This is a genomic window from Nostoc sp., from assembly GCF_036917435.1.
Taxonomy (GTDB): domain Bacteria; phylum Cyanobacteriota; class Cyanobacteriia; order Cyanobacteriales; family Nostocaceae; genus Nostoc.
In genome coordinates, this window is the sequence record NZ_JBALDM010000023.1 from 33,377 (window position 1) to 53,626 (window position 20,250).

Annotated in this window: 23 protein-coding genes; 12 read left to right on the forward strand and 11 right to left on the reverse strand. The window is 42.8% G+C overall.

All coding sequences use genetic code 11. The features are described 5' to 3' along the window. Position 1 precedes the first annotated feature (1 nt). A complete protein-coding gene (locus tag V7K98_RS09725; RefSeq protein ID WP_335021150.1) occupies positions 2-142 on the forward strand; it encodes a hypothetical protein in 141 nt (46 codons plus the stop codon). Beyond that, positions 114-494, forward strand: coding sequence for a response regulator transcription factor (locus tag V7K98_RS09730; RefSeq protein ID WP_335021392.1), 381 nt, complete (start codon positions 114-116; stop codon positions 492-494). The genes V7K98_RS09725 and V7K98_RS09730 overlap by 29 nt, the downstream gene beginning before the upstream one ends. Before the next feature lie 77 nt (positions 495-571). Here the strand turns inward: V7K98_RS09730 and V7K98_RS09735 are convergent, their stop codons facing one another. Then, complete coding sequence (locus V7K98_RS09735; RefSeq protein WP_335021152.1) at positions 572-1,552, reverse strand: aldo/keto reductase; 981 nt, start codon at positions 1,550-1,552, stop codon at positions 572-574. 406 nt (positions 1,553-1,958) lie between these two features. Between V7K98_RS09735 and V7K98_RS09740 the strand changes: the two genes are divergently transcribed. The 5 genes from V7K98_RS09740 (at position 1,959) to V7K98_RS09760 (ending at position 4,882) form a co-directional block, all read left to right on the forward strand. After that, on the forward strand, positions 1,959-3,053 hold the full coding sequence (locus tag V7K98_RS09740) for a phosphotransacetylase family protein (protein ID WP_335021154.1): 1,095 nt from the start codon (positions 1,959-1,961) through the stop codon (positions 3,051-3,053). Between the two features lie 30 nt (positions 3,054-3,083). Next, complete coding sequence (locus V7K98_RS09745; protein WP_335021156.1) at positions 3,084-3,218, forward strand: hypothetical protein; 135 nt, start codon at positions 3,084-3,086, stop codon at positions 3,216-3,218. 81 nt (positions 3,219-3,299) lie between these two features. Further along, a complete protein-coding gene (locus tag V7K98_RS09750) occupies positions 3,300-3,803 on the forward strand; it encodes a DNA recombination-mediator protein A (RefSeq protein WP_335021158.1) in 504 nt (167 codons plus the stop codon). Positions 3,804-3,882: 79 nt separating this feature from the next. Next, positions 3,883-4,284 carry an MAPEG family protein gene (locus V7K98_RS09755; protein ID WP_335021160.1) on the forward strand — a complete coding sequence of 134 codons (402 nt, stop codon included), beginning with the start codon at positions 3,883-3,885 and terminating at the stop codon, positions 4,282-4,284. 106 nt (positions 4,285-4,390) lie between these two features. Beyond that, positions 4,391-4,882, forward strand: coding sequence for a YajQ family cyclic di-GMP-binding protein (locus V7K98_RS09760; RefSeq protein WP_335021162.1), 492 nt, complete (start codon positions 4,391-4,393; stop codon positions 4,880-4,882). Between the two features lie 123 nt (positions 4,883-5,005). Here V7K98_RS09760 and V7K98_RS09765 read toward each other — a convergent pair whose 3' ends face one another. The 3 genes from V7K98_RS09765 to V7K98_RS09775 are packed head-to-tail and all read right to left on the reverse strand — an operon-like array spanning position 5,006 to position 6,193. Continuing rightward, positions 5,006-5,563 carry a glutathione S-transferase family protein gene (locus tag V7K98_RS09765; RefSeq protein ID WP_335021164.1) on the reverse strand — a complete coding sequence of 186 codons (558 nt, stop codon included), beginning with the start codon at positions 5,561-5,563 and terminating at the stop codon, positions 5,006-5,008. Positions 5,564-5,569: 6 nt separating this feature from the next. Beyond that, positions 5,570-6,034, reverse strand: coding sequence for a hypothetical protein (locus tag V7K98_RS09770; protein ID WP_335021166.1), 465 nt, complete (start codon positions 6,032-6,034; stop codon positions 5,570-5,572). Between the two features lie 18 nt (positions 6,035-6,052). Further along, a complete protein-coding gene (locus V7K98_RS09775; RefSeq protein WP_335021168.1) occupies positions 6,053-6,193 on the reverse strand; it encodes a hypothetical protein in 141 nt (46 codons plus the stop codon). Positions 6,194-6,606: 413 nt separating this feature from the next. Between V7K98_RS09775 and V7K98_RS09780 the strand changes: the two genes are divergently transcribed. Next, the gene (locus tag V7K98_RS09780) at positions 6,607-7,332 is read left to right on the forward strand and encodes a tetratricopeptide repeat protein (RefSeq protein ID WP_335021170.1); all 726 of its coding nucleotides are present in this window, start codon (positions 6,607-6,609) and stop codon (positions 7,330-7,332) included. 199 nt (positions 7,333-7,531) lie between these two features. Here V7K98_RS09780 and V7K98_RS09785 read toward each other — a convergent pair whose 3' ends face one another. Further along, on the reverse strand, positions 7,532-7,942 hold the full coding sequence (locus V7K98_RS09785) for a hypothetical protein (protein WP_335021172.1): 411 nt from the start codon (positions 7,940-7,942) through the stop codon (positions 7,532-7,534). 431 nt (positions 7,943-8,373) lie between these two features. Then, complete coding sequence (psaM, locus tag V7K98_RS09790) at positions 8,374-8,463, reverse strand: photosystem I reaction center subunit XII (RefSeq protein WP_040630342.1); 90 nt, start codon at positions 8,461-8,463, stop codon at positions 8,374-8,376. 200 nt (positions 8,464-8,663) lie between these two features. Here psaM and V7K98_RS09795 point away from each other — a divergent pair, with 200 nt between their 5' ends. After that, the gene (locus V7K98_RS09795) at positions 8,664-9,932 is read left to right on the forward strand and encodes an FGGY-family carbohydrate kinase (protein ID WP_335021174.1); all 1,269 of its coding nucleotides are present in this window, start codon (positions 8,664-8,666) and stop codon (positions 9,930-9,932) included. A 474-nt stretch (positions 9,933-10,406) separates the two neighbouring features. On the opposite strand, the gene V7K98_RS09800 is transcribed toward V7K98_RS09795, so the two are convergent. Then, entirely contained in the window at positions 10,407-10,679 is a 273-nt protein-coding gene (locus V7K98_RS09800) for a hypothetical protein (RefSeq protein WP_335021176.1), read from the reverse strand. An 81-nt stretch (positions 10,680-10,760) separates the two neighbouring features. Between V7K98_RS09800 and V7K98_RS09805 the strand changes: the two genes are divergently transcribed. Next, entirely contained in the window at positions 10,761-11,501 is a 741-nt protein-coding gene (locus tag V7K98_RS09805) for a dienelactone hydrolase family protein (RefSeq protein ID WP_335021178.1), read from the forward strand. A gap of 26 nt (positions 11,502-11,527) precedes the next feature. On the opposite strand, the gene V7K98_RS09810 is transcribed toward V7K98_RS09805, so the two are convergent. From V7K98_RS09810 to V7K98_RS09820, 3 genes are read right to left on the reverse strand one after another with little or no spacing between them, the layout of a single operon-like run. Further along, complete coding sequence (locus V7K98_RS09810; RefSeq protein WP_335021180.1) at positions 11,528-12,487, reverse strand: N-acetylglucosamine kinase; 960 nt, start codon at positions 12,485-12,487, stop codon at positions 11,528-11,530. A 14-nt stretch (positions 12,488-12,501) separates the two neighbouring features. After that, positions 12,502-13,767, reverse strand: coding sequence for an AmpG family muropeptide MFS transporter (locus tag V7K98_RS09815; protein WP_335021182.1), 1,266 nt, complete (start codon positions 13,765-13,767; stop codon positions 12,502-12,504). Between the two features lie 48 nt (positions 13,768-13,815). After that, positions 13,816-14,241 (reverse strand): GxxExxY protein, encoded by a 426-nt coding sequence (locus V7K98_RS09820; RefSeq protein WP_335021394.1) that lies wholly within the window; start codon positions 14,239-14,241, stop codon positions 13,816-13,818. 58 nt (positions 14,242-14,299) lie between these two features. Here V7K98_RS09820 and V7K98_RS09825 point away from each other — a divergent pair, with 58 nt between their 5' ends. Continuing rightward, complete coding sequence (locus V7K98_RS09825; RefSeq protein WP_335021184.1) at positions 14,300-17,284, forward strand: valine--tRNA ligase; 2,985 nt, start codon at positions 14,300-14,302, stop codon at positions 17,282-17,284. A gap of 150 nt (positions 17,285-17,434) precedes the next feature. Next, positions 17,435-17,869: a hypothetical protein gene (locus tag V7K98_RS09830; protein ID WP_335021186.1), complete on the forward strand. Its 435-nt coding sequence runs from the start codon at positions 17,435-17,437 to the stop codon at positions 17,867-17,869. A gap of 282 nt (positions 17,870-18,151) precedes the next feature. Here the strand turns inward: V7K98_RS09830 and V7K98_RS09835 are convergent, their stop codons facing one another. Continuing rightward, positions 18,152-20,143 (reverse strand): ABC1 kinase family protein, encoded by a 1,992-nt coding sequence (locus V7K98_RS09835; protein ID WP_335021188.1) that lies wholly within the window; start codon positions 20,141-20,143, stop codon positions 18,152-18,154. Positions 20,144-20,250: the final 107 nt, after the last annotated feature.

Below are 20,250 nucleotides of genomic sequence, written 5' to 3' on the forward strand. Positions count from 1 at the left end.
TGTGACTGGGGACTGGGGACTGGGTAATAGAAAAATAATTCCCAATTCCCAATGCCCAATGCCCAATGCCCAATGCCCAATGCCCAATGCCCAATGCCCAATCCCTAATCCCTATGACGACCCAGAAAATTCTAATTGTTGACGATGAACCCAATATCTTGATTTTGATGGAACAAGCCCTAGAAGCGTTAGAAGACAAGGGTGTTGAACTTTTAACTGCGAGAAATGGAGAAGAAGCTCTCGAAACTATTAAAACTGAAAAACCAAATCTAGTTTTTCTTGATGTGATGATGCCTAAAATGAACGGTTTGCAAGTCTGCCACATTGTTAAACACGACTTGCAAATGACTGATATCTATATTGTAATATTGACAGCTAAAGGACAGGAATTTGATAAACAAAAAGGAGTTGAGGTTGGTGCAGATTTATATTTAACTAAACCATTCCGACCCAAAGAAGTACTTGAGAAATCAATGCAGGTGTTGGGCTTTTGAAAAAAATCTTGAATGAACGCTTTTCACCTGGTACACCAAATAGCCCGTCGTAAACATCGCAGTACTTGGTTAATGGATCAACGGTTAACAGTACTCATGTCAGAGTAGCGCTCACCTGCTACTACACCTTTGGGTGCAACTGCTTCCAGTCGATTCAACTCTTGTTCAGTCAGGGTAATTTCGGTAGCTGCAACATTCTCCTCTAAGTAGGTACGGCGTTTTGTCCCAGGAATTGGGACAATATCTTCTCCTTGAGCGAATAGCCATGCTAATGCAAGCTGACTCGCAGTTACTCCTTTTTCGGTGGCGATCGCCTTAACTTGCTCAACTAATTGCAGGTTCTTATAAAAATTCTCACCTTGAAAGCGAGGCGCATTTCTGCGATAGTCATCAGGTGCTAGATCGTCAGGGCTAGCGATCGCACCTGATAAAAACCCTCTTCCTAATGGGCTATAGGGAACAAACCCAATTCCTAATTCCCGCACAGTAGGTAAAATTTCATCCTCTGGCTCTCGACTCCAAAGCGAGTATTCTGTTTGCAGTGCCGCAATGGGGTGGACTGCCACAGCCCGCCGAATCGTCGCCGGAGCAGCCTCTGAAAGCCCTAAATAACGGACTTTTCCCAGCTTTACTAACTCCGCCATTGCTCCTACAGTATCCTCAATGGGTACGGTTGTATCTACCCGATGTTGATAATAGAGGTCAATCACTTCCACTCCCAGACGCTTTAGTGAGGCATCGCAAGCTTCATGGACATATTCGGGTTTGCCATTAACCCCTTTCCAACCACCATCTTCAGTACGGACATTGCCAAACTTGGTTGCTAATACTACTTTATCTCGGCGGTCTTTAATGGCTTTGCCTACTAATTGCTCGTTAGTAAAAGGCCCATACATATCAGCAGTATCAAGAAAATTAACTCCAAGTTCCAATGCTCGATGAATTGTTGCGATCGCCTCAATTTCATCACGACCACTATAAAACTCAGACATTCCCATGCAACCAAGTCCGATGGCTGAAACTTCTAACCCAAGTTTGCCTAGCTTTCTGGTTTTCATCACATAATCTCCTAGTGAGTCAGAGAAAATCAACTCTTTCAGAATTACCTCTTTCCCTATCACCTAGTCATCTACACTTAGAAGTATTTCCTGATAAAAGTAATTAAAAAATATATTGATCGTCTGACTTACGGAAAACTTTAGCCAAAACCCTTATTTTCAGGTAGGGGCAATTCATGAATTCCCCCTACTGCGTGTAATTTTGCGTAAGTCCCATATCAAACAAAATTCATCCCGATTGAAAAAGCGGATAACGCAATGGTAGCAAGTTCGTGTACACCTGCTGATTCAGAAGGTAATTATGGGAAACCTTAATTTGTGAGAGCGAAAGGCTTTTGCCAGAAGGAACTAGAATTAGGAAACACCTAGCTGGGTTCTTCTGAATTTTGAAATTAGGAGTGCATGTGTGCCAAAATCCCCTAAATATTTGCTGATTGGCTCAACCGAGACTTATAGCGGTAAATCTGCAACTGTTCTGGGTTTGTCTTATCAGCTACAGCAAAAAGGACTTGATATTACCTACGGTAAACCGCTCGGTACGTGTCTAAATTCCTCTAGTGGAACCGTAATTGAGGAGGATGTCCAATTCATCGCTCTTAGCCTCAATTTGCCGGAAAACCGTGTTGCACCTACAATGCTGGCTTTGGATGAACTCAATGTGCAGAAGCGCTTACGAGGGGAAGACAAAACCGATTATCAGCAGTCCCTAATGCAGCAATATTTACAAATGTCCCAAGGAGATTTGGTATTACTGGAGGGGCCTGGTGATTTTTCTGAAGGCAATTTGTTTGACTTGTCTTTGCTGCAAATGGCTGAAGTATTGGATGCTGGTGTGCTGTTAGTAAGCCGCTATAAATCGTTGCTTTCGGTTGAGGCGCTATTGGCTGCTAAAGGGCGTGTGGGCGATCGCTTGATGGGAGTTGTGATCAATGATATCCCTGTCACCCAACTAGAAGCGGTTGACACTCTCTTACGTCCATTTTTGGAACAGCAAGGGATTCCCGTGCTAGCAATGCTGCCGAATAGCGATTTGCTCCGTAGTATCAGCGTTGGTGAACTGGTGAAGCAGTTAAAGGCTGATGTTCTCTGTCGCAACGATCGCATGGATTTATTGGTCGAGAGTCTAGCAATTGGAGCAATGAATGTCAATTCTGCTGTCAAGTATTTCCGCAAACGCCGAAATATGGCAGTTGTAACCGGAGGCGATCGCGTGGAAATTCAGCAAGCGGCTTTAGAAACTTCCACCCAGTGTCTAATTCTCACCGGGCAACTACCGCCGCCGCCGTTCATTCTCAGCCGCGCAGAAGAACTAGAAATCCCCATTCTATCCGTTGACTTAGACACCCTCACCACTGTTGAAATTGTTAACCGTACTTTCGGACAAGTCCGCCTCCACGAACCGGTTAAGGTTCATTGCATTCGGCAGTTAATGTCTGAGCATTTTGACATTGACCGCTTGTTATCTAAACTGGGTTTAACTCCAGCAGCAGCATTGTCTTAGATTCATCAACTCAAATAATTAAGAGCATCTATGCTCAATTATCAGGTAGGAGCCTGTATTACTGGCGAAGATAAAGTCGGCATGTTGTCACCTCAGAGGCGATCGCGTGCTGTCTGCCTGGGCACCGTAATCGAGTTATTCAACCAAACAATCGAAAAATTCTAGCAATGTCTAACTCAAGTTTTCCTCGCACCTACACGCTGTTTGGTAAAATATCTGGGTTGTTTAATCGGATTATGACTATCTTTGAGCCAATCAACAGACCTTATTAAACTCGATACATTAGCGCAAGAACTGGCGACAATCCAGCAAACGGGTTCCAAAAAAATCGCCTTGTTGGGTTCTCGCCACGTTCCGATTACGCATCAGAGTCTGATTGAAATGATGACTTATGCCCTAGTTTTATCGGGTAATCGCATCATTACATCTGGTGCTACAGGTACAAATTCAGCTGCCATCAAGGGAGCAACGCGGGCTGATGCAAATTTGTTGACGGTGATTCTACCCCAAAGCCTGGAACGCCAGCCCTTAGAATCGCGCCAGCAACTAGAACAGGTAATGCATTTAGTGGAAAATCCCAGTAATGATAATCTGTCCCTTGCCGAAGCTAGTTACCTGTGCAACAAGGAGATTGTCTCCCGTTGCCAGCAACTGATCTGTTTTGCATTTCATGACAGCCGCACATTGTTGCAAACTTGTCAAGATGCAGAAGAACAAAGAAAAGTGGTAACGCTTTTCTACTTTGATTAGTCATTTGTCATTTGTCATTTGTATTTGACTCATGACTAATGACTGATGACTTATGACTAATAACCAACAACAATAAGTAATGATAATTTTTTTGTACTCGATCGCTGCTGCTGTCGTTCTGATTTACCTGCCATTTTTGGTAGTAGCTTATGCCCGTGTGCGCATTGGCAAGGAAATGCTTGCTACTCCTCGTGCAATGGTTGATAAATTGCCGCCTTATGCCCAACGAGCGACTTGGGCACATCAGAACACCTTTGAAGCCTTTATGGTGTTTGCCGCAGCCGCATTAATGGCTTATGTAACTGGTGTAAATTCTTCTACAGCCCAAGTTGCTGCGATCGCCTTTGTGGTGGCTCGTTTGCTATACTCAGTTTTTTATATTTTGAATATACCCCTTTTGCGATCGCTCATGTTTGCCACTGGCATAGTTAGCTCTATCACTCTTATCTTCTTGAGCATCATCCAAGCTAGTGGTAGTTAATTGAGTGGGAAGTGGGGAGATGAGGGAGACAAGGAAAATAACAATGCCCTATGCCCCATGCCCCATGCCCAATCCAAAATCTAAAATCTAAAATCCAAAATGTTTTATGGCTTCTACATTTTCCTTTGACATTGTGAGCGACTTTGACCGACAAGAGTTAGTTAACGCCGTCGATCAAGTTATCCGAGACATCAAAGGTCGTTACGACCTCAAAGACACAGAAACGACTGTCGAGTTGGTCGAAGAAAGCATTAACGTTAGTACTGACAGCGAGTTTACCTTAGATTCTGTACATACCGTCCTGCGGGAAAAAGCCGCCAAGCGTAATCTCTCCCAGAAAATTTTTGAATTTGGCAAAGTTGAATCAGCTAGCGGTAATCGCGTCCGTCAAGAAATCAAACTCAAAAAAGGCATAAGTCAAGAAATCGCCAAACAAATTTCCAAATTGATTCGGGACGAATTCAAAAAAGTACAAGCCTCAATCCAAGGGGATGCCGTGCGGGTTTCTGCCAAATCTAAAGATGACTTACAAGAAATTATGCAGCGACTAAAACAAGAAGACTACCCGGTAGCTTTGCAATTTACAAACTATCGCTAAAAAATTCGTAATTCGTAGTTACAGACATTTTCAAGTAAACAGAGAACGCGGTAGGGGCACAGCATTGCTGTGCCCTTATGATAGATGTGGTTCAAATACATGAATTACGAATTACGAATTATTCTAAGCTCCTCCGCCAATACTTTTTTGAAATGCCGGACGCTCAGATAACTGCTTGATATAGTTCAACACCTCTGGGTAAGGGCTGAGGTCTAGCTTCAGCATGATGGGAATATAACTCAGAATAGAACCCACTCCCACATCAGCAACAGTAAACTCATTACCCAGCAAAAAAGGCTGCTTACTGAAAATTTCATTTAACGCATTCAACAAGCGGGGCATTTCTCGCTCCCGATTTGCTTCCACAAAAATCCCTGTAGCCAGCGTAGAATTGCCAAACAAGACCCATTGAGAAAATACAGCACGTTCCTCTAGTGAAAGTGGACTTTTACTGTACTTCTCGGCAAGATACAGCAAAATTGCTCCAGATTCCCAAAGCTGAAAATCCCCATCAACAACTGCTGGAACTTTAGCAACTGGGTTAATTGCCAAATATTCAGGCTTGAGGTGTTCACCCGCTTGCATATCGAGTTTGACGAATTCGTAAGGAACTTGGATTTCCTCTAAATACCATTGAACAATTGAGGCTCGACTCCGAGCGCCACCGTAAAGTTTGAGCATAATTTCTTAAAGAACTTTGTGAGTGTGAGAATGCTGTTTAACGTTATCTTCTTTCGTTACAACTCTAGCGGCATTTAGCACCCGTTTGCGCTCAATGGAATACTTAAAATCACTGTAGTTTGTACCTAATGGAATCAGGGATTTTGCACATTCACGACGCTTGTATGTACGAGCAGCTGCAAATGCCCTCGGCATAAATTCTTCTCCAAACTGAGCCGACTCTGGGAAGCCATCTGGTAGGAGTTGGGAATCGCCATCTAACACAGATCCCAAAGTTGTTGCATGAGCCAGCTTATAGGAGGTAGGAATGCCCTTTAAGAGCGCTTCCAAAGCCGCAGAGGGAATCGGTTCTATAACTTCAATTTGATAAACTTCTCCATCTTCTTTGACGAAGCAGGTTGCCAAGCCGATAACAATGTAGTCATCGGTTGCTAAATCAGGAGCATTGGGATAGGAAATTGCGGTTGTCATCAGAAAATTTCTCAAAACTTAAAAATTTAATCTAGGGAATGGGGCATTGGGCATGGGGCATTGGGCATTGGGCATTGGGCATTGGGCATTGGGCATTGGGCATTGGGCATTGGGCATTGGGCATTGGGCATGGGGCATGGGGCATGGGGCATGGGGCATGGGGCATGGGGCATTAGTTCTTTATTCTTTCTCCCCCTGCTTCCCCCGCTTCCCCTGCTTCCCCTGCTTCCCTTGCTCCCTCATCTCCTCTCTGCCCCTCTACCTTCTTTCTCATCTTTAAAAGAACGGCTTGTTGGCATTCTACCAATTTGTCGCTCTCACTACTTGACCAGTCTTTGAGATTGACATCTGCTATTTCTGGAATTCACCTTTGGGATCAAGTATCCATGATTAGGTTTGAGAGCAATTGTTTATTTAAAGTGGAGATTTCTCTTGTGCGGCTAGGTTAAGTTCTCTCTTTAGATGGCTTTTTTGTAACCCTAAATACCTTAAGAATAGACACAGTGGTAAAACCACTACCCATCAAAAACTAGAATTTAATTTCACAAAGCAGGGATTTCAGGCAGGGAAAGATGAATATTCACTCATTTTTAGCTGACGATAACCAGCAAAGCAAGCAATATAAATATGTTTTAAATAATACAAATAAAGTCCAAGAGCAGAGCAAAAACGATCGCAGCGCATCTACTTTACAGAATAACTACTTACGCTCTTTTGCTTTGAAGTCGGCTCAACAAGGAAATTATACCGAGGCGATCGCACTTTTAAGCCAACTAATTTACCGCCATCCGCACAATGCCGTTGATTACAACAACCGAGGGCTGATCTATTTCCAAAGTGGTGAAAGGCAAAAAGCGCTTTACGACTATAACACCGCCCTAAAACTTAATCCTTCTTTGGCTAGTGCTTATAATAATCGCGCAAATTACTACGCGGCTTGTGGAGAATTAGCAACAGCACTTGTAGACTACGATCGAGCCATTGATTTGAATCCTTGTCATGTCCGGGCGTGGATTAACAGAGGCATTACCTGGCGGGACTTAGGGCAATATGAAGAGGCAATTGAGAATTTTGAGGTAGCACTGCTTTTCGGTCAACTAGAAGGTCATATCTGGGCTGAACGTGGCAGAACTTACCATCTTTGGGGTGACTGGAATTGTGCGATTGCTGATTACCGTCGCGCCCTCACTCAACTGCCCGATCTCAAAACAACTAAGGACGTTACTGGTTCTCGTTTGCATTTACAAATCGAAAATTGGCTAAACGATTTGTTATCTCCTGAGCATCCTATTTGGTAGATGAGTTCTAATAGGGGATTCAAAATTCAAAATAATTGATTAAATTTTGAATTAGATTTTACTAATAGATGATAACTACATAGCTATTCAAAAATCAGCTATTAACCATTATTTATTAGTAATAATATAAATAAACACCCGGTTTTTACGTTACCTAAAACCACAAGAAACCTAAATAATCCCAAATTCGCCATTGAGCTTAAGGTGATGATTGTGTTTGTTCATCTTCTTGGCGATCCTTATTCATCACCACAACCCGACGCTGGTTGGGAGCAAACCGGAATCCTTGTTGTTGCATAATGCTTCTAGTTTGCTGAGGATCGAAGTTATGGCTAAATTCCGTCTGCAAACCATTGACATGTACTTCCATCAACTTGACTTCAGTATTAATTTCTCGCAATTTTTCTTGCTGTAACCAATGATAAGGCAAAAGTTGTGCCAAAGCAGATGCTGCAACGGCTGTAACGACAAGATTAACAGCTATCTTGGCTGTGCTTTCCAGTGCCATCACCTGGTAAGAACGTTGACGAAGATGCCGCTTTGGTCGAGGAATGACCCGGCGTTTTTGTATAGGTTGTAACGGTGGTCTGGAGGGTTGAGTCGCGTTCATGATGCTAAAAAATAACCTCGCTTGGTGAAGGGAAGCACTATGAAGAGTGCTGAGTGCTGAGTTATGAGTGCTGAGTAAAAAAATCACTAATCACACTCAGCATCGAATCAGTTTAGAGTAGCTAGTGCCTCGGCTTAGAGTGGGAAGGTTCATAAGTACTACTTTTTACTCATTACTTTTTCCTGGGCACTCAGCACAGGCTAAACGCCCCGCTACCGCTAACAGTACTCAGGACTCTTGAATGCTTGATTTAGCTGTCATATTACTTCATTTTTTTGAAATAGCTACAAGTGTTGTACCAGTTAAAAAATAACCTGGCTTACGTAAGTGCCAGTTTCCTAGTTACTTATGGCAGAAAGCCACAAGAAGAAAGGAAATTACACCCCGTACTGCCAGGATTATTAGCTTTTCAACTGTGTCACATCGAAGCGTTATTTGTAAAGTTCTGTGGCTAATCGCCAAGCTAGAACTCCTGGAATCAGCGCCACAACTAGAGCGATGTAGACTTGAGTATCCGAGATGGAAGATATCTGAGCGATGTACAGAGTATCTAAGATAGGCATGGCTGAAAACCTCCTAACCTGAATAGATTTTGAACAGTTCGTTTACTACTTTTCCTTGTTTTGCCAGGATTGGGGAATATCTTGTTACAAGATGCAACAAAAGCAGTTATTAGTCAGTAGTCTTTATTTATTCTCCATTAAAAAAATTTATAAAAATTATGAATTTGTATTTGGGTATCGACTTCGGCACATCTGGCGCACGCGGCGTAGTGATTGACGAGGAAACCCATTGTATTCAGGCTGACGTGCGATATCCCTTCCAAGACTCATCAGCCGCCGTTACGCCCAAAATCTGGCAACAGACTTTGTTTGTGCTGGTGGAACAAATACCTGAAGAGTTGCGGCGAAAAATTAGAGCGATCGCAATTAATGGGACTTCTTCTACAGTCTTGCTGGTAGATGCTACTGGCAACCCTGTAGATGCACCACTTTTGTACAACGATGCGCGGGGATCATTGCTGATAGAGCATTTGAGGAGTATAGCACCCCCTAATCATACCGTATTAAGTGCCACCTCCAGCCTAGCTAAACTTTTGTGGATGAGGCAATCAACCTCTTTTAGTGAAGCTAGATATTTCCTGCATCAAGCAGACTGGCTAGGGTTTCTCATACATGGACAATTGGGGATTAGCGATTACCATAATGCTTTAAAGCTGGGTTATGACGTAGAAGAGTTGAAATACCCAGAATGGCTAGAGAAGTTGCAAATACCGATTCAGCTACCCAAAGTTTTAACTCCTGGTACTCCTATTGCCGAATTGCGCCCTGAAATTGCGGATAAATTCGGTTTACGCCGTGATTGTCTCGTGTGTGCAGGTACGACTGATAGTATTGCGGCTTTTCTCGCCAGTGGTGCAAAATTACCCGGTGAAGCCGTAACTTCCCTTGGTTCAACGTTGGTACTAAAGTTGTTAAGTCGTACCCGTGTGGAAGATGCCAGATATGGGATTTACAGCCATCGTTTGGGGGATTTATGGCTGACTGGTGGTGCTTCTAATACTGGGGGTGCAGTACTTAAGCAATTTTTCACAAAGGCCGAGTTAGAAAGCCTTAGCAGTGAGATTGATGCTTCAATTGCCAGCGAGTTAGATTATTATCCATTATTGAAGGTTGGCGATCGCTTCCCCATTAACGATCCCAATTTAGCTCCACGTTTGGAACCACGCCCAAATAACCCAGTAGAATTTCTGCATGGCTTGTTAGAAAGTATTGCCCGCATAGAAGCGCAAGGGTATGAATTATTACAGCAAATGGGAGTAGACAAATTGAGTCGTGTTTATACTGCTGGCGGTGGCGCAGCAAATAACACTTGGACAGCGATTAGGGCGCGTTATTTGCAGGTTACTGTAGTAGCTTCAGTTTACACAGAAGCTGCTTACGGGACGGCACTGTTAGCGATGGAAGGAGTAACAAAAGTAATTGTGTAGCTATCTTTTCGTAGATATTTTGTAAATCAGTATCTATCCTAGTGACAATCAACATATCTCGGACGATACTGGGATGATTAGATACCGGACTATAGATTCCAGGTTCATGATCTGGGCAGCTATTCGGGGATGGGTGCTTCGCAGCAAGCGAATGTCATCTGTCCCCTTTACTAATTATCGGTGTGAATTCTGAGGGGATACGGTTGGGTTAAGGCGAAAAATTTTTATTTTTTTTAACGAACCGCAGAGGCGCAGAGGACGCAGAGAGAAGAAATTAGGACTTACGCACTGTACAAAATGACTATCATGTGTATTCAGGAAAATCCGTTGTTTCAGGCTATTGGCTACTAGCTTAATTATCAGTAGCGTAGGCGTAGCCCGCCGTAGGCAATCGTTGACTAATGGTGAAAAAATCAAACTTGAATGCCTGAAAATCCACACCCATATTTAATTGCTTCTGTCAATGCGTAAGTCCTAGAAATGCATTTTTAGTGTATTAAGGTAAATATGACAAACTTTCACTGGGGATATTAAACGATCGCGGTGATGGTAAAAGAAAGCTGTGGTTCGTAAAAAATTTGTGAAAATGCGATCGCTTTCCCATTCTGCTTCACTCGCTAACCTTTGTAACGCTAATAAACCAGCACTATAAGCAGGTTCATACCTCAGAAAAATTACTTTTACATTAGGAAGTTTCTTAACAGCTGGGGATATTAAGCGATCGCAATCATGGCAGAAAAACGCCAAATTGTGGGTTTAAAGTAACCGGATGCTGCGGCGCTACAGTGTAGAAGCTAATGACAGCAAGCGTAACACGGAGACAAAGAAGTGCAAATCACTAAGCGCAACGTTGAGTTAAGAGTAGATGGCAGCTTAATGCGTGTTTATGTTGCAGCTCCCAAAGCAGCCGGAAAATACCCTGGTATTGTCTTCTACAGTGATATTTATCAGTTAGGTGATGCAATGATTCGTCTAGCTAACTACTTAGCAGGATACGGCTATGTAGTAGCAGCCCCAGAAATTTTTCATCGAATTGAGCCAGTTGGTTTAGTAATTGAGCCGGACGATCTGGGAAGGATGCGGGGTAATGACGATGCGCGTCGAACCGCCGTAGCTGATTATGATGCAGATTGCCTAGCTGTGATTGAATTTCTGAAAGGAGAGAGTGCGGTTTCTCCAGATAAAATAGGCACTCTCGGCTTTTGTATTGGTGGACATTTAGCATTCCGCGCAGCATTTAAAAGCGAAATTGGGGCTTGTGTCTGCTGTTACCCTACTGGTATTCCCAGTGGTAAACTGGGTAAAGAGGTAGCTGATACAATCCAGAGGCTAAGTGAAATCGAAGGTGAGATGCTAATGGTGTTTGGTACTCTCGATCCTCACATACCAGAGAGCGATCGCAAAACCCTAATAAAAGCAATGGAGAATGCTAACATACCTCACCAAGTTTTTTTGTATGAAGCAGAACATACATTCATGCGCGACGACGGTTATCGTTATGATTCTAGTGCTACCACCGCAGCTTGGTCTGAAATAGTAACTTTCTTAGGGCGGATATTTGCAGACTGAAAACTTATATTATTGCTTTCTTCGCGTCAATTTTGAGTTATCTGCAACGCTAACAAAGCAGCACCGTAAGCAGCTTCATACCTCGGAAAAATCACCTTTACTTCAGGAAAAATTTTAACAATTGATGCTGCAAATCTATCATGGATATTGCATTTACCCTGCCACACACTTCCTGTTCTAACTACTTCTAAAACTGAGTCAGCATTAAAAATTGCATCAATTACTGTAGATGTAGCTTTCACCAACTCTTTTACAGCATCATCAATTATATTATTCGCTACTATATCACCTGATGCTGCTGCCAAATCTACAATTGGTGCTAAAGCAGCGATTTTTTTAACCCCCCATCCTCGGCGATATATTACTTCTATTAAATCTTCTATACTCTCCAAATCAAGATGCTGTTTGAAATCCTCTAGCAAACTCGTTGATATTTCCCGGCCATCATAAGATTTTAATGCTGCGTTCATGGCTGCGATCGCAATTTTATAAGCGCTACCTTCATCCCCTAAAATATAACCCCAGCCACCGACTCGCTTGGTATCTCCCTGATGATTTCGTCCGAAAATTATCGAACCAGTGCCGGCTGCAACCACAATTCCTACAGGCTGACCAATTCCACCAACTAAAGCAATTAAAGCATCATTACAAATTACAATATTCACTGGCTGTAATGCCCAGATAATAGGAAGAGATTTGTTATTCTGCAACTCTTGTACCAAACTTTTTACTACTTTGATATCTGCTGCACGTCCTACACCTGCTAAACCGAGGCATATCGCCCCAATCTTCACATTATTTGTAATTATTGCTGCTTCAACCGCGTTGTAAATTGCTGATTGAATAGATTGTAAAGTGGCTTCTATTCCTATACTCTGATAGTTAGATGAACCAGCTTCACCACGACCTAGCACTTGATGTAAATCATCCATCAAGACACAAACAGTCTTGCTGCCGCCGCCATCTATTCCTAAGACATAGACCATTATCTGTAATAAGATTAATTATTTTGACGCTTCGGTTCTTCTTTTAAAGGTATGAAAAAGATAGCAATCATTCCAGGAATTGTAAGCAAGCAGACCAAGACAAAAAATAATGGATAACCAAGTGCTTTTTGCAGATAACCGCTAATTAAACCTGGTAGCATCATTCCTAAAGCCATAATACCAGTAGAGATAGCAAAATGAGAAGTTTTATATTCGCCTTGGCAGATATACATTAAATAAACACTAAAAGCTGTAAATCCAAAACCATAGCCAAATTGCTCCAAGGAAACCAAGGGATATATTAATGTCAACGAAGGTTTATTGTAAGCCAGATACACATAAAATATATCAGGCAAATTTAACGCCAAAGCCATAGGAAATAGACACTTTTTTAATCCATATTTAGAGATTAGCAAGCCTCCTAAAATTCCTCCACAAATCAGGGAAATTACCCCAAACGTCCCGTAGACTAATCCAACATCTGACGTTGATAACCCTAAGCCTCCTACTTCTGGTTTATCCAATAAAAATAAAGAGGCTATTTTGACAAGCATCGCTTCGCCAAGTCTGTATAACAAGATAAATGCTAAAATACTGATAATTTTATCCTGAGCAAAATATGAGCTAATAATTGACCAAAAGGGTAGATTTTCTCTAGCTTGTATTTGCCGTTGGTTATCTGATTCCGGTAATGGTAAAATTAGGCGATGGGAAATAAACAAGATTGCTAAAATTAAAGCTGAGAAGCCAATAGCTATAGTCCAGCTTAAAGGAATGTTGTTGAGAGATACTTCAAGCTGACCTGCTAAAACTACTAAGATTCCAGAGCCAAAGATTACGGCAAGTCTATAACAAAGTGAACGAATACCGACAAAAAAAGCTTGTTGTTCTGGAGATAAGGCGAGGAGATAGAAGCCATCTGTGGCAATGTCATAAGTTGCAGAAATAAATGCTCCTATTGTTAATGCTGCTAGGGAGATGAAAAAGAAATTTGGCAGTTGTAAGGAGAAGGCTATTAAACCTAGACAAGCGAACATGGCAAATTGGGTATAAAGTATCCATTTGCGTTTGCTAGAGTAAGTATCGACAATTGGGGCCCAAAACATTTTGATGACCCAAGGTAGATAGAGGAAGCTTGTCCAAAGGGCAATTTGCGCGTTATCGATTCCGAGTTTTTTGTAGAAGATTACGGAAACTGTGTTGATAATGACGTAAGGGATGCCGGAGGTGAAATATAGGGTGGGGATGAATGTCCAAGGGGAGGTTGTTTGGTGTTTCATGGGATTTTGGGAACGAACCGCCAAGACGCCAAGTGCGCCAAGAGAAGATTAAGAAGAGAGGATGATGCGTTTGATGCCGTCTTTGAGGAGGGGGACGTTAAAGTTGATGAGGAGAGCTAGGGGGTAATTAGTCATTTTAAGGTAGGAGAGGACTTGAGCTTCGTGGATTGGGGCTAAATTTTGGACAGCTTTTAATTCCACAATTAGACAATTGGCAACCAGAAAGTCCAATCTACCCTTACCTACTTCATGTCCTTTGTAATTTACTGTTACCGACTTCTCAACCAGATGAGGTATCCCGCACCTGAACAATTCTATAATCAACGCTTCCTTATACACCTCCTCCAAAAACCCTGGCCCCAACACCTTATGCACCTCAATCGCCGCCCCAATCACAGCATAAACTAATCTATCCACCTCCTCACTTGGCTCCCTTCTCTTGGCGTCCTTGGCGTCTTGGCGGTTCGTTTCCATCAATCCCTCCCCAACCCTGTGGCAAAATTTATAAAAGTCCTTCCTTAGTTTGCCCAGCATGACCGCAACCATTCCCAATCTCCCCAGTCTTTACGACCCCTTCTCCACCGAAGCCAAGTGGCAAAAATTCTGGGAAGACAACCAAATTTACAAAGCTGACCCCAACAAAGGCGGCGAACCCTACTGCATCGTCATCCCACCCCCGAATGTCACCGGCAGCTTACACATGGGTCACGCCTTTGAAAGTTCCTTGATTGATACCCTCGTGCGCTACCACCGGATGCAGGGACGCAATACCCTATGGCTACCCGGAACAGACCACGCCAGCATTGCTGTGCATTCCATGCTGGAAAAGCAACTCAAAACAGAGGGTAAAACTCGCTACGAATTGGGGCGCGAGAAGTTCCTAGAACGCGCTTGGCAATGGAAGGCGGAGTCTGAGGGAACGATTCTGAATCAGCTACGACGCTTGGGTGTCTCGGTAGACTGGTCACGGGAAAGGTTTACTCTGGATGAGGGTTTATCTAAAGCTGTTGTGGAGGCATTTACTCGTCTTTACGAAGAAGGCTTAATTTATCGTGGTGAATATTTAGTTAACTGGTGTCCCGCTTCTCAGTCGGCTGTGTCTGATGTGGAGGTAGAAAATCAAGAGGTGAATGGAAATCTCTGGCACTTCCGTTATCCTCTCACCGATGGTTCCGGTTTTGTGGAGGTGGCGACAACTCGACCAGAAACGATGCTGGGCGATACAGCAGTAGCAGTTAATCCCAATGACGATCGCTACAAACATCTCATTGGCAAAACTCTAACTCTGCCAATTCTACAACGAGAGATTCCCATCATTGGCGATGAATTTGTTGACCCAACTTTCGGCACAGGTTGCGTAAAGGTGACTCCCGCCCATGACCCGAACGATTTTGACATGGGTAAGCGTCACAATCTGCCGTTAATCAATATTATGAACAAAGACGGCACTCTCAACGCTAATGCTGGGGAGTTTCAAGGACAAGACCGCTTTGTTGCTAGAAAAAATGTGGTTTCTCGCTTAGAAGCAGATGGCTTTTTGGTGAAGATAGAAGATTATAAACATACTGTTCCCTACAGCGATCGCGGTAAAGTACCTATTGAACCCCTGCTCTCAACTCAATGGTTCGTCAAAATTCGCCCCTTAGCTGACAACACTCTCGAATTCCTCGACCAACAAACTTCCCCTGAGTTCGTCCCCCAACGCTGGACTAAGGTCTATCGTGATTGGCTAGTAAAACTCAAAGATTGGTGTATTTCTCGCCAATTATGGTGGGGACACCAAATTCCGGCTTGGTACGCCATCAGTGAAACGGGTGGACAAATTACCGATAACACTCCCTTTGTGGTGGCGAAATCGGAAACTGAAGCTTGGGAGAAAGCTAAATTACAATTTGGTGAAAATGTCAAGTTAGAACAAGACCCAGATGTTCTAGATACTTGGTTTTCTTCTGGACTCTGGCCATTTTCAACTTTAGGCTGGCCGGAACAAACTCAAGATTTCGCAACTTATTACCCAACTACCACTTTGGTAACAGGCTTTGACATCATCTTTTTCTGGGTAGCCAGAATGACGATGATGGCGGGGCATTTTACGCAGCAAATGCCTTTCCAAACGGTTTACATACACGGTTTGGTGCTGGATGAAAAAGGTCAGAAGATGTCAAAGAGCAAAGGTAATGGCATTGATCCATTATTACTGATTGACAAATATGGTACTGATGCCCTGCGCTATACCCTAATTAGGGAAGTGGCAGGTGCGGGACAAGATATCCGTTTGGAATACGATCGCAAAAAGGATGAATCAGCATCTGTAGAGGCATCACGCAATTTTGCAAATAAGTTGTGGAATGCTGCCCGATTTGTGATGATGAATTTGGATGGACAAACGCCGCAACAATTAGGGAACCCAGTTGCTACCGAATTGAGCGATCGCTGGATCATCTCGCGGTATCATCAAGTTGTCAAACAAACCACCAATTACATCGATAATTATGGTTTAGGGGAAGCAGCAAAAGGACTCTACGAATTCTTCTGGGGTGATTTCTGCGATCAGTATATTGAACTAGCAAAATCCAGATTGCAAGCAGATGCCGATCCAGAATCGCGGCGGGTAGCACAGCAAACCCTTGGCTACATACTAGAAGGGATTATGAAACTGCTTCATCCCTTCATGCCTCATATTACCGAGGAAATTTGGCAAACTCTCACCCAACAACCGCCAGATTCACCGCAAACTTTACCATTGCAACTATATCCCCAGATAGATGCAAGCTTGATCGATCTAGCTTTAGAAGAACAGTTTGAATTGCTGATTGCTACTATCCGCACAATTCGGAATTTGCGGGCTGAAGCGGATATTAAGCCAGGGGTGAAAGTAACAGCGAATTTGCAAACTGAAAGCCAGAAGGAGCGAGAAATTCTCACTGCTGGACAGTCTTATATTAAAGATTTGGCTAAAGTTGAGACTTTAACTATTACTGACAAGGAAAAAAGTCAAACTGTTGCTGTTAAAAAACCTCAAAGGGGCTTGAAGACAATCGGCTTAATTATCGCCGCCATTGTCTTTGGTAGATTGGGGTTAGCTGTGGGAAATGCCATTGATGATATTCCCATCATCGGAACTTTCTTTGAAATGGTGGGTTTTGGTTACACAGCTTGGTTTGTTAGCCAAAATTTACTCACTGCTAAAGCAAGACTTAGGCTATGGGGACGCTTTTTCCCACAGAGAGAATTAGAACAACCACAAGAACCAGAAAATGCGATCGCTGGTGTGATTGGTACAGTCCAAGTCCTAATTCCCCTGGCTGGTGTGGTAGATGTCGAAGCAGTTAGTGCCAAACTACAAAAACGCCTGAACAAGGTAGAAGCAGAAATTAGCGGGCTACATGGTAGATTAAGCAATGCTAAGTTTGTTGAACAAGCACCTGCTGATGTAGTGCAAGCAGCGCGGGACTCTTTAGCGGAGGCACAGAAACAAGCGGAAATTTTGCGCGATCGCCTTAAGGCATTGTTGTAGCGATCGCCTGCGTAGCTTAGGATAACTGTAATGGGTAATGGAGTGTCAATAATTCCCAATTACCCATTACCAATTAACAAAATCCAAATATCAATTCGGGCAGTTATTTTTTTTGAATTTTGAATTTTGAATTGGAGCGAAGCGACCCTCATGCTATATCTAGCCCAGGCGCGTAAAAACGATTTTTTAGACCAGTACCAGTTACGCTTATTAGCGCGTCAAGAAGCTGATAACTTGTGGGCGATAATTCCAGAAGAGGCTTTCATTTTATTAGGAAAGGGAAAAATTATCAATGAGAACTTGCTTGTTTTAGTAGAACTTTCTCCTACTGGCGACATTGAAAGAATAGAAGACGCTACCAACTGGGTACTCCATTTAGTAGAAAACTACCTCACCATTGGCATTACCCCAGAATTTTTGCAGTACGAAGCCGAGCGAGCAGAACATTGGCGACAATCCCTGACGTTACAAAATCAAGACTTAGCGCGACGTTCTTTAGAATTGGAAGCTCGTCGTGAACAAATTCAAGCCTTAGAAGAAAGCCTCAAACGCGAGAAAAATGATTATCCCCAAGAGGAAAGTTAAAAGTACGTTTCCTTAAGAAGTATTGAAAGCTCTTTTGTTAGGTTATTTCGCAAAAGTTAGACTACCTTTTTTAATTAATAATTTTTAATTTTTAATTGGAGCGAAGCGACTTGACGCTCCTTATGAAATACCACTCCGTCCTGAAGTCGAATGTAAGACTAACCAAGAAAGCGTTCTCCAAAGTGCAGCCAAGGTTTTAGAAAAGCTGGAAGAGTTGGGTTACATAGTTCCTAATCTTAATGAGTTATGAGTTAAAGGAAGTTTTTAACTCATAACTCTTAACTAAGATGCCAATAATTGCCGAATCAACCTAGCTACAGCTTTTTGGGTGAAGCGGCTGGCAATTTGTTGACCTAAACGTTGTACATCTGAATTGACCAATAATTGGGCAAGTTTGGGCGCAAATTGTATTGGATCAAAGCCTTGTGTTTCTTGCAGAATACCTAATATACGTTTGATATGCTCTAGAGTTTGTTGTTGCTCAACTGTCGCTGCTGGAGTTTCATTAACTGCTGTCAATCCAACACGTTCTCGTAACAACGAGGTAAAGTTATGCAAAACATTTTTACTTAAAGCATCAATTCCATTAACAGATTCATCTACTAGCTTGTCACGAATAAAAGCACCACGTTCAGATGACAGAAATTCTATCCCCTGATTCAGCACTAAGTTGAAATCGTAGTCTTGACTGTTACGCGCATTAAGTAACAAGTTCTCTAACCGATTCCAGCGAAATCTCCCATCTTTAAATAGCAAATCTTGCAATGATGCTCTTAATTGCGGTGCTTGGTCTGTTAACAGGCGTTTTGAAACGTAAGGATAAGCTTCGCTCAGGACTTTAAAGTTGGGATCTATAAATATTGCAATCCCTTCGAGGGTAACGAGGGAACGAATAATTAAGGCGTAGTAAGGCGGTACGCGGAAAGGATACTCATACATCAAAGACGATAGTTCATCGGTGATGCTTTTAATGTTAAGGTCGGCAACACTAGCTCCTTGGGCATCAGCAAAGACTCTGGCAAAAGCTGGGATAATCGGTGTTAAATCGGTTTCTGGTGATAAAAAGTCTAATTTAACGTAGTCTTTTGCTAACCCTTCAAAGTCCCGATTGACAACATGGACGATCGCTTCAATTAAACCATAACGCTGTAGTGGCTTAATTTCGCTCATCATTCCGAAGTCAAGATAAGCTAATTTGCCATCTGGTGTTGCTAATAAATTACCAGGGTGGGGATCGGCGTGGAAAAATCCATGTTCTAGCAACTGGCGCAAAGAACATTGAACACCCACTTCAATTAGATAACGAGCATCTATGCCTTGGGCGGTAATTTCTGCTGTCTGGGTTAATTTAATACCGTTAATCCATTCCATCGTCAAAACGCGACGATTGGTATATTCCCAATAAATTTTCGGTACGTAAATGTCTTTTATATGACCGTATAATTCAAAAAATCTTTCGGCGTTTTCACCCTCATGAATATAGTCCATCTCTTCAAAGATGCGATCGCCTAATTCATCAAGAATCCCAACTAAGTCACTTCTTACCCGTTTGACTTTTTTCTGTACCCAGGCGGCAAGGTTACGTAAGATATATAAGTCAATAGCGATCCGCTCTCTTAAGTCCGGGCGTTGGACTTTTACGGCGACTTCTTCACCTGTTTTTAGCTTGCCTTTATATACTTGTCCCAAGGAAGCCGCAGCAATTGGCTGGGCTGAGAGTTCAGCATAAACCTCTTCTGGAGGTGCGCCTAATTCTTCCTGGATAAACTGGTAAGCAAGTTCGTTGGGAAAAGGTGGTAATTGGTCTTGTAGCTTAGTTAATTCTTCTAGATATACGGTAGGAACTAAATCTGGTCTGGTGGACAAAGCTTGTCCAATTTTGATATAAGCAGGCCCCAGTTTAGTTAGCAATTCTCGTAGTTGAGTGGCTCTGCGGCGATCGTTTTTGACGACAATTCCCCGTTTATTATCCGACCACAACCCAAAAACAAAGGAGAAAGTCGGCCCCAACACGGCGAAAATCCGCCGTAAAACTTGCAGGGGTCTATTTTGGTAATGCGCCGCTATGCTCACAGGATCGTAAAGCGTCTCCGGTTGAGCAGCTGTCCTCACCTTTTGGGCAGCTAACAGTCTTGGCGAACGTACAACTAAACTTGATGTACCATTTTCTTCTGCCACTATATCTATAACGTCCAGTTCGCCTCGGCTATTAGTGCCGTTGCGACTGTCTTCCTGAATCGGTCGGGAACTAGGGGGAAGTGTCTTAACAATCATGAAGAAGGCCACCAGTCAGAACGATCACATTAAGTATTGTAACAATATCTTTACGAATTGGGAATTGGGAATTGGGCATTGGGCATTGAGCGATAATCAATAGAACT

Coding starts and splice junctions, on each gene's coding strand:
- V7K98_RS09730 (WP_335021392.1), top strand. CDS start 114: ATGACGACCCAGAAAATTCTAATTGTTGACGATGAACCCAATATCTTG.
- V7K98_RS09735 (WP_335021152.1), bottom strand. CDS start 1,552: ATGAAAACCAGAAAGCTAGGCAAACTTGGGTTAGAAGTTTCAGCCATC.
- V7K98_RS09745 (WP_335021156.1), top strand. CDS start 3,084: ATGCTCAATTATCAGGTAGGAGCCTGTATTACTGGCGAAGATAAAGTC.
- V7K98_RS09755 (WP_335021160.1), top strand. CDS start 3,883: ATGATAATTTTTTTGTACTCGATCGCTGCTGCTGTCGTTCTGATTTAC.
- V7K98_RS09760 (WP_335021162.1), top strand. CDS start 4,391: ATGGCTTCTACATTTTCCTTTGACATTGTGAGCGACTTTGACCGACAA.
- V7K98_RS09765 (WP_335021164.1), bottom strand. CDS start 5,563: ATGCTCAAACTTTACGGTGGCGCTCGGAGTCGAGCCTCAATTGTTCAA.
- V7K98_RS09770 (WP_335021166.1), bottom strand. CDS start 6,034: ATGACAACCGCAATTTCCTATCCCAATGCTCCTGATTTAGCAACCGAT.
- V7K98_RS09775 (WP_335021168.1), bottom strand. CDS start 6,193: ATGCCCCATGCCCCATGCCCCATGCCCCATGCCCAATGCCCAATGCCC.
- V7K98_RS09780 (WP_335021170.1), top strand. CDS start 6,607: ATGAATATTCACTCATTTTTAGCTGACGATAACCAGCAAAGCAAGCAA.
- V7K98_RS09785 (WP_335021172.1), bottom strand. CDS start 7,942: ATGAACGCGACTCAACCCTCCAGACCACCGTTACAACCTATACAAAAA.
- V7K98_RS09795 (WP_335021174.1), top strand. CDS start 8,664: ATGAATTTGTATTTGGGTATCGACTTCGGCACATCTGGCGCACGCGGC.
- V7K98_RS09810 (WP_335021180.1), bottom strand. CDS start 12,487: ATGGTCTATGTCTTAGGAATAGATGGCGGCGGCAGCAAGACTGTTTGT.
- V7K98_RS09815 (WP_335021182.1), bottom strand. CDS start 13,767: ATGAAACACCAAACAACCTCCCCTTGGACATTCATCCCCACCCTATAT.
- V7K98_RS09820 (WP_335021394.1), bottom strand. CDS start 14,241: ATGGAAACGAACCGCCAAGACGCCAAGGACGCCAAGAGAAGGGAGCCA.
- V7K98_RS09825 (WP_335021184.1), top strand. CDS start 14,300: ATGACCGCAACCATTCCCAATCTCCCCAGTCTTTACGACCCCTTCTCC.
- V7K98_RS09830 (WP_335021186.1), top strand. CDS start 17,435: ATGCTATATCTAGCCCAGGCGCGTAAAAACGATTTTTTAGACCAGTAC.
- V7K98_RS09835 (WP_335021188.1), bottom strand. CDS start 20,143: ATGATTGTTAAGACACTTCCCCCTAGTTCCCGACCGATTCAGGAAGAC.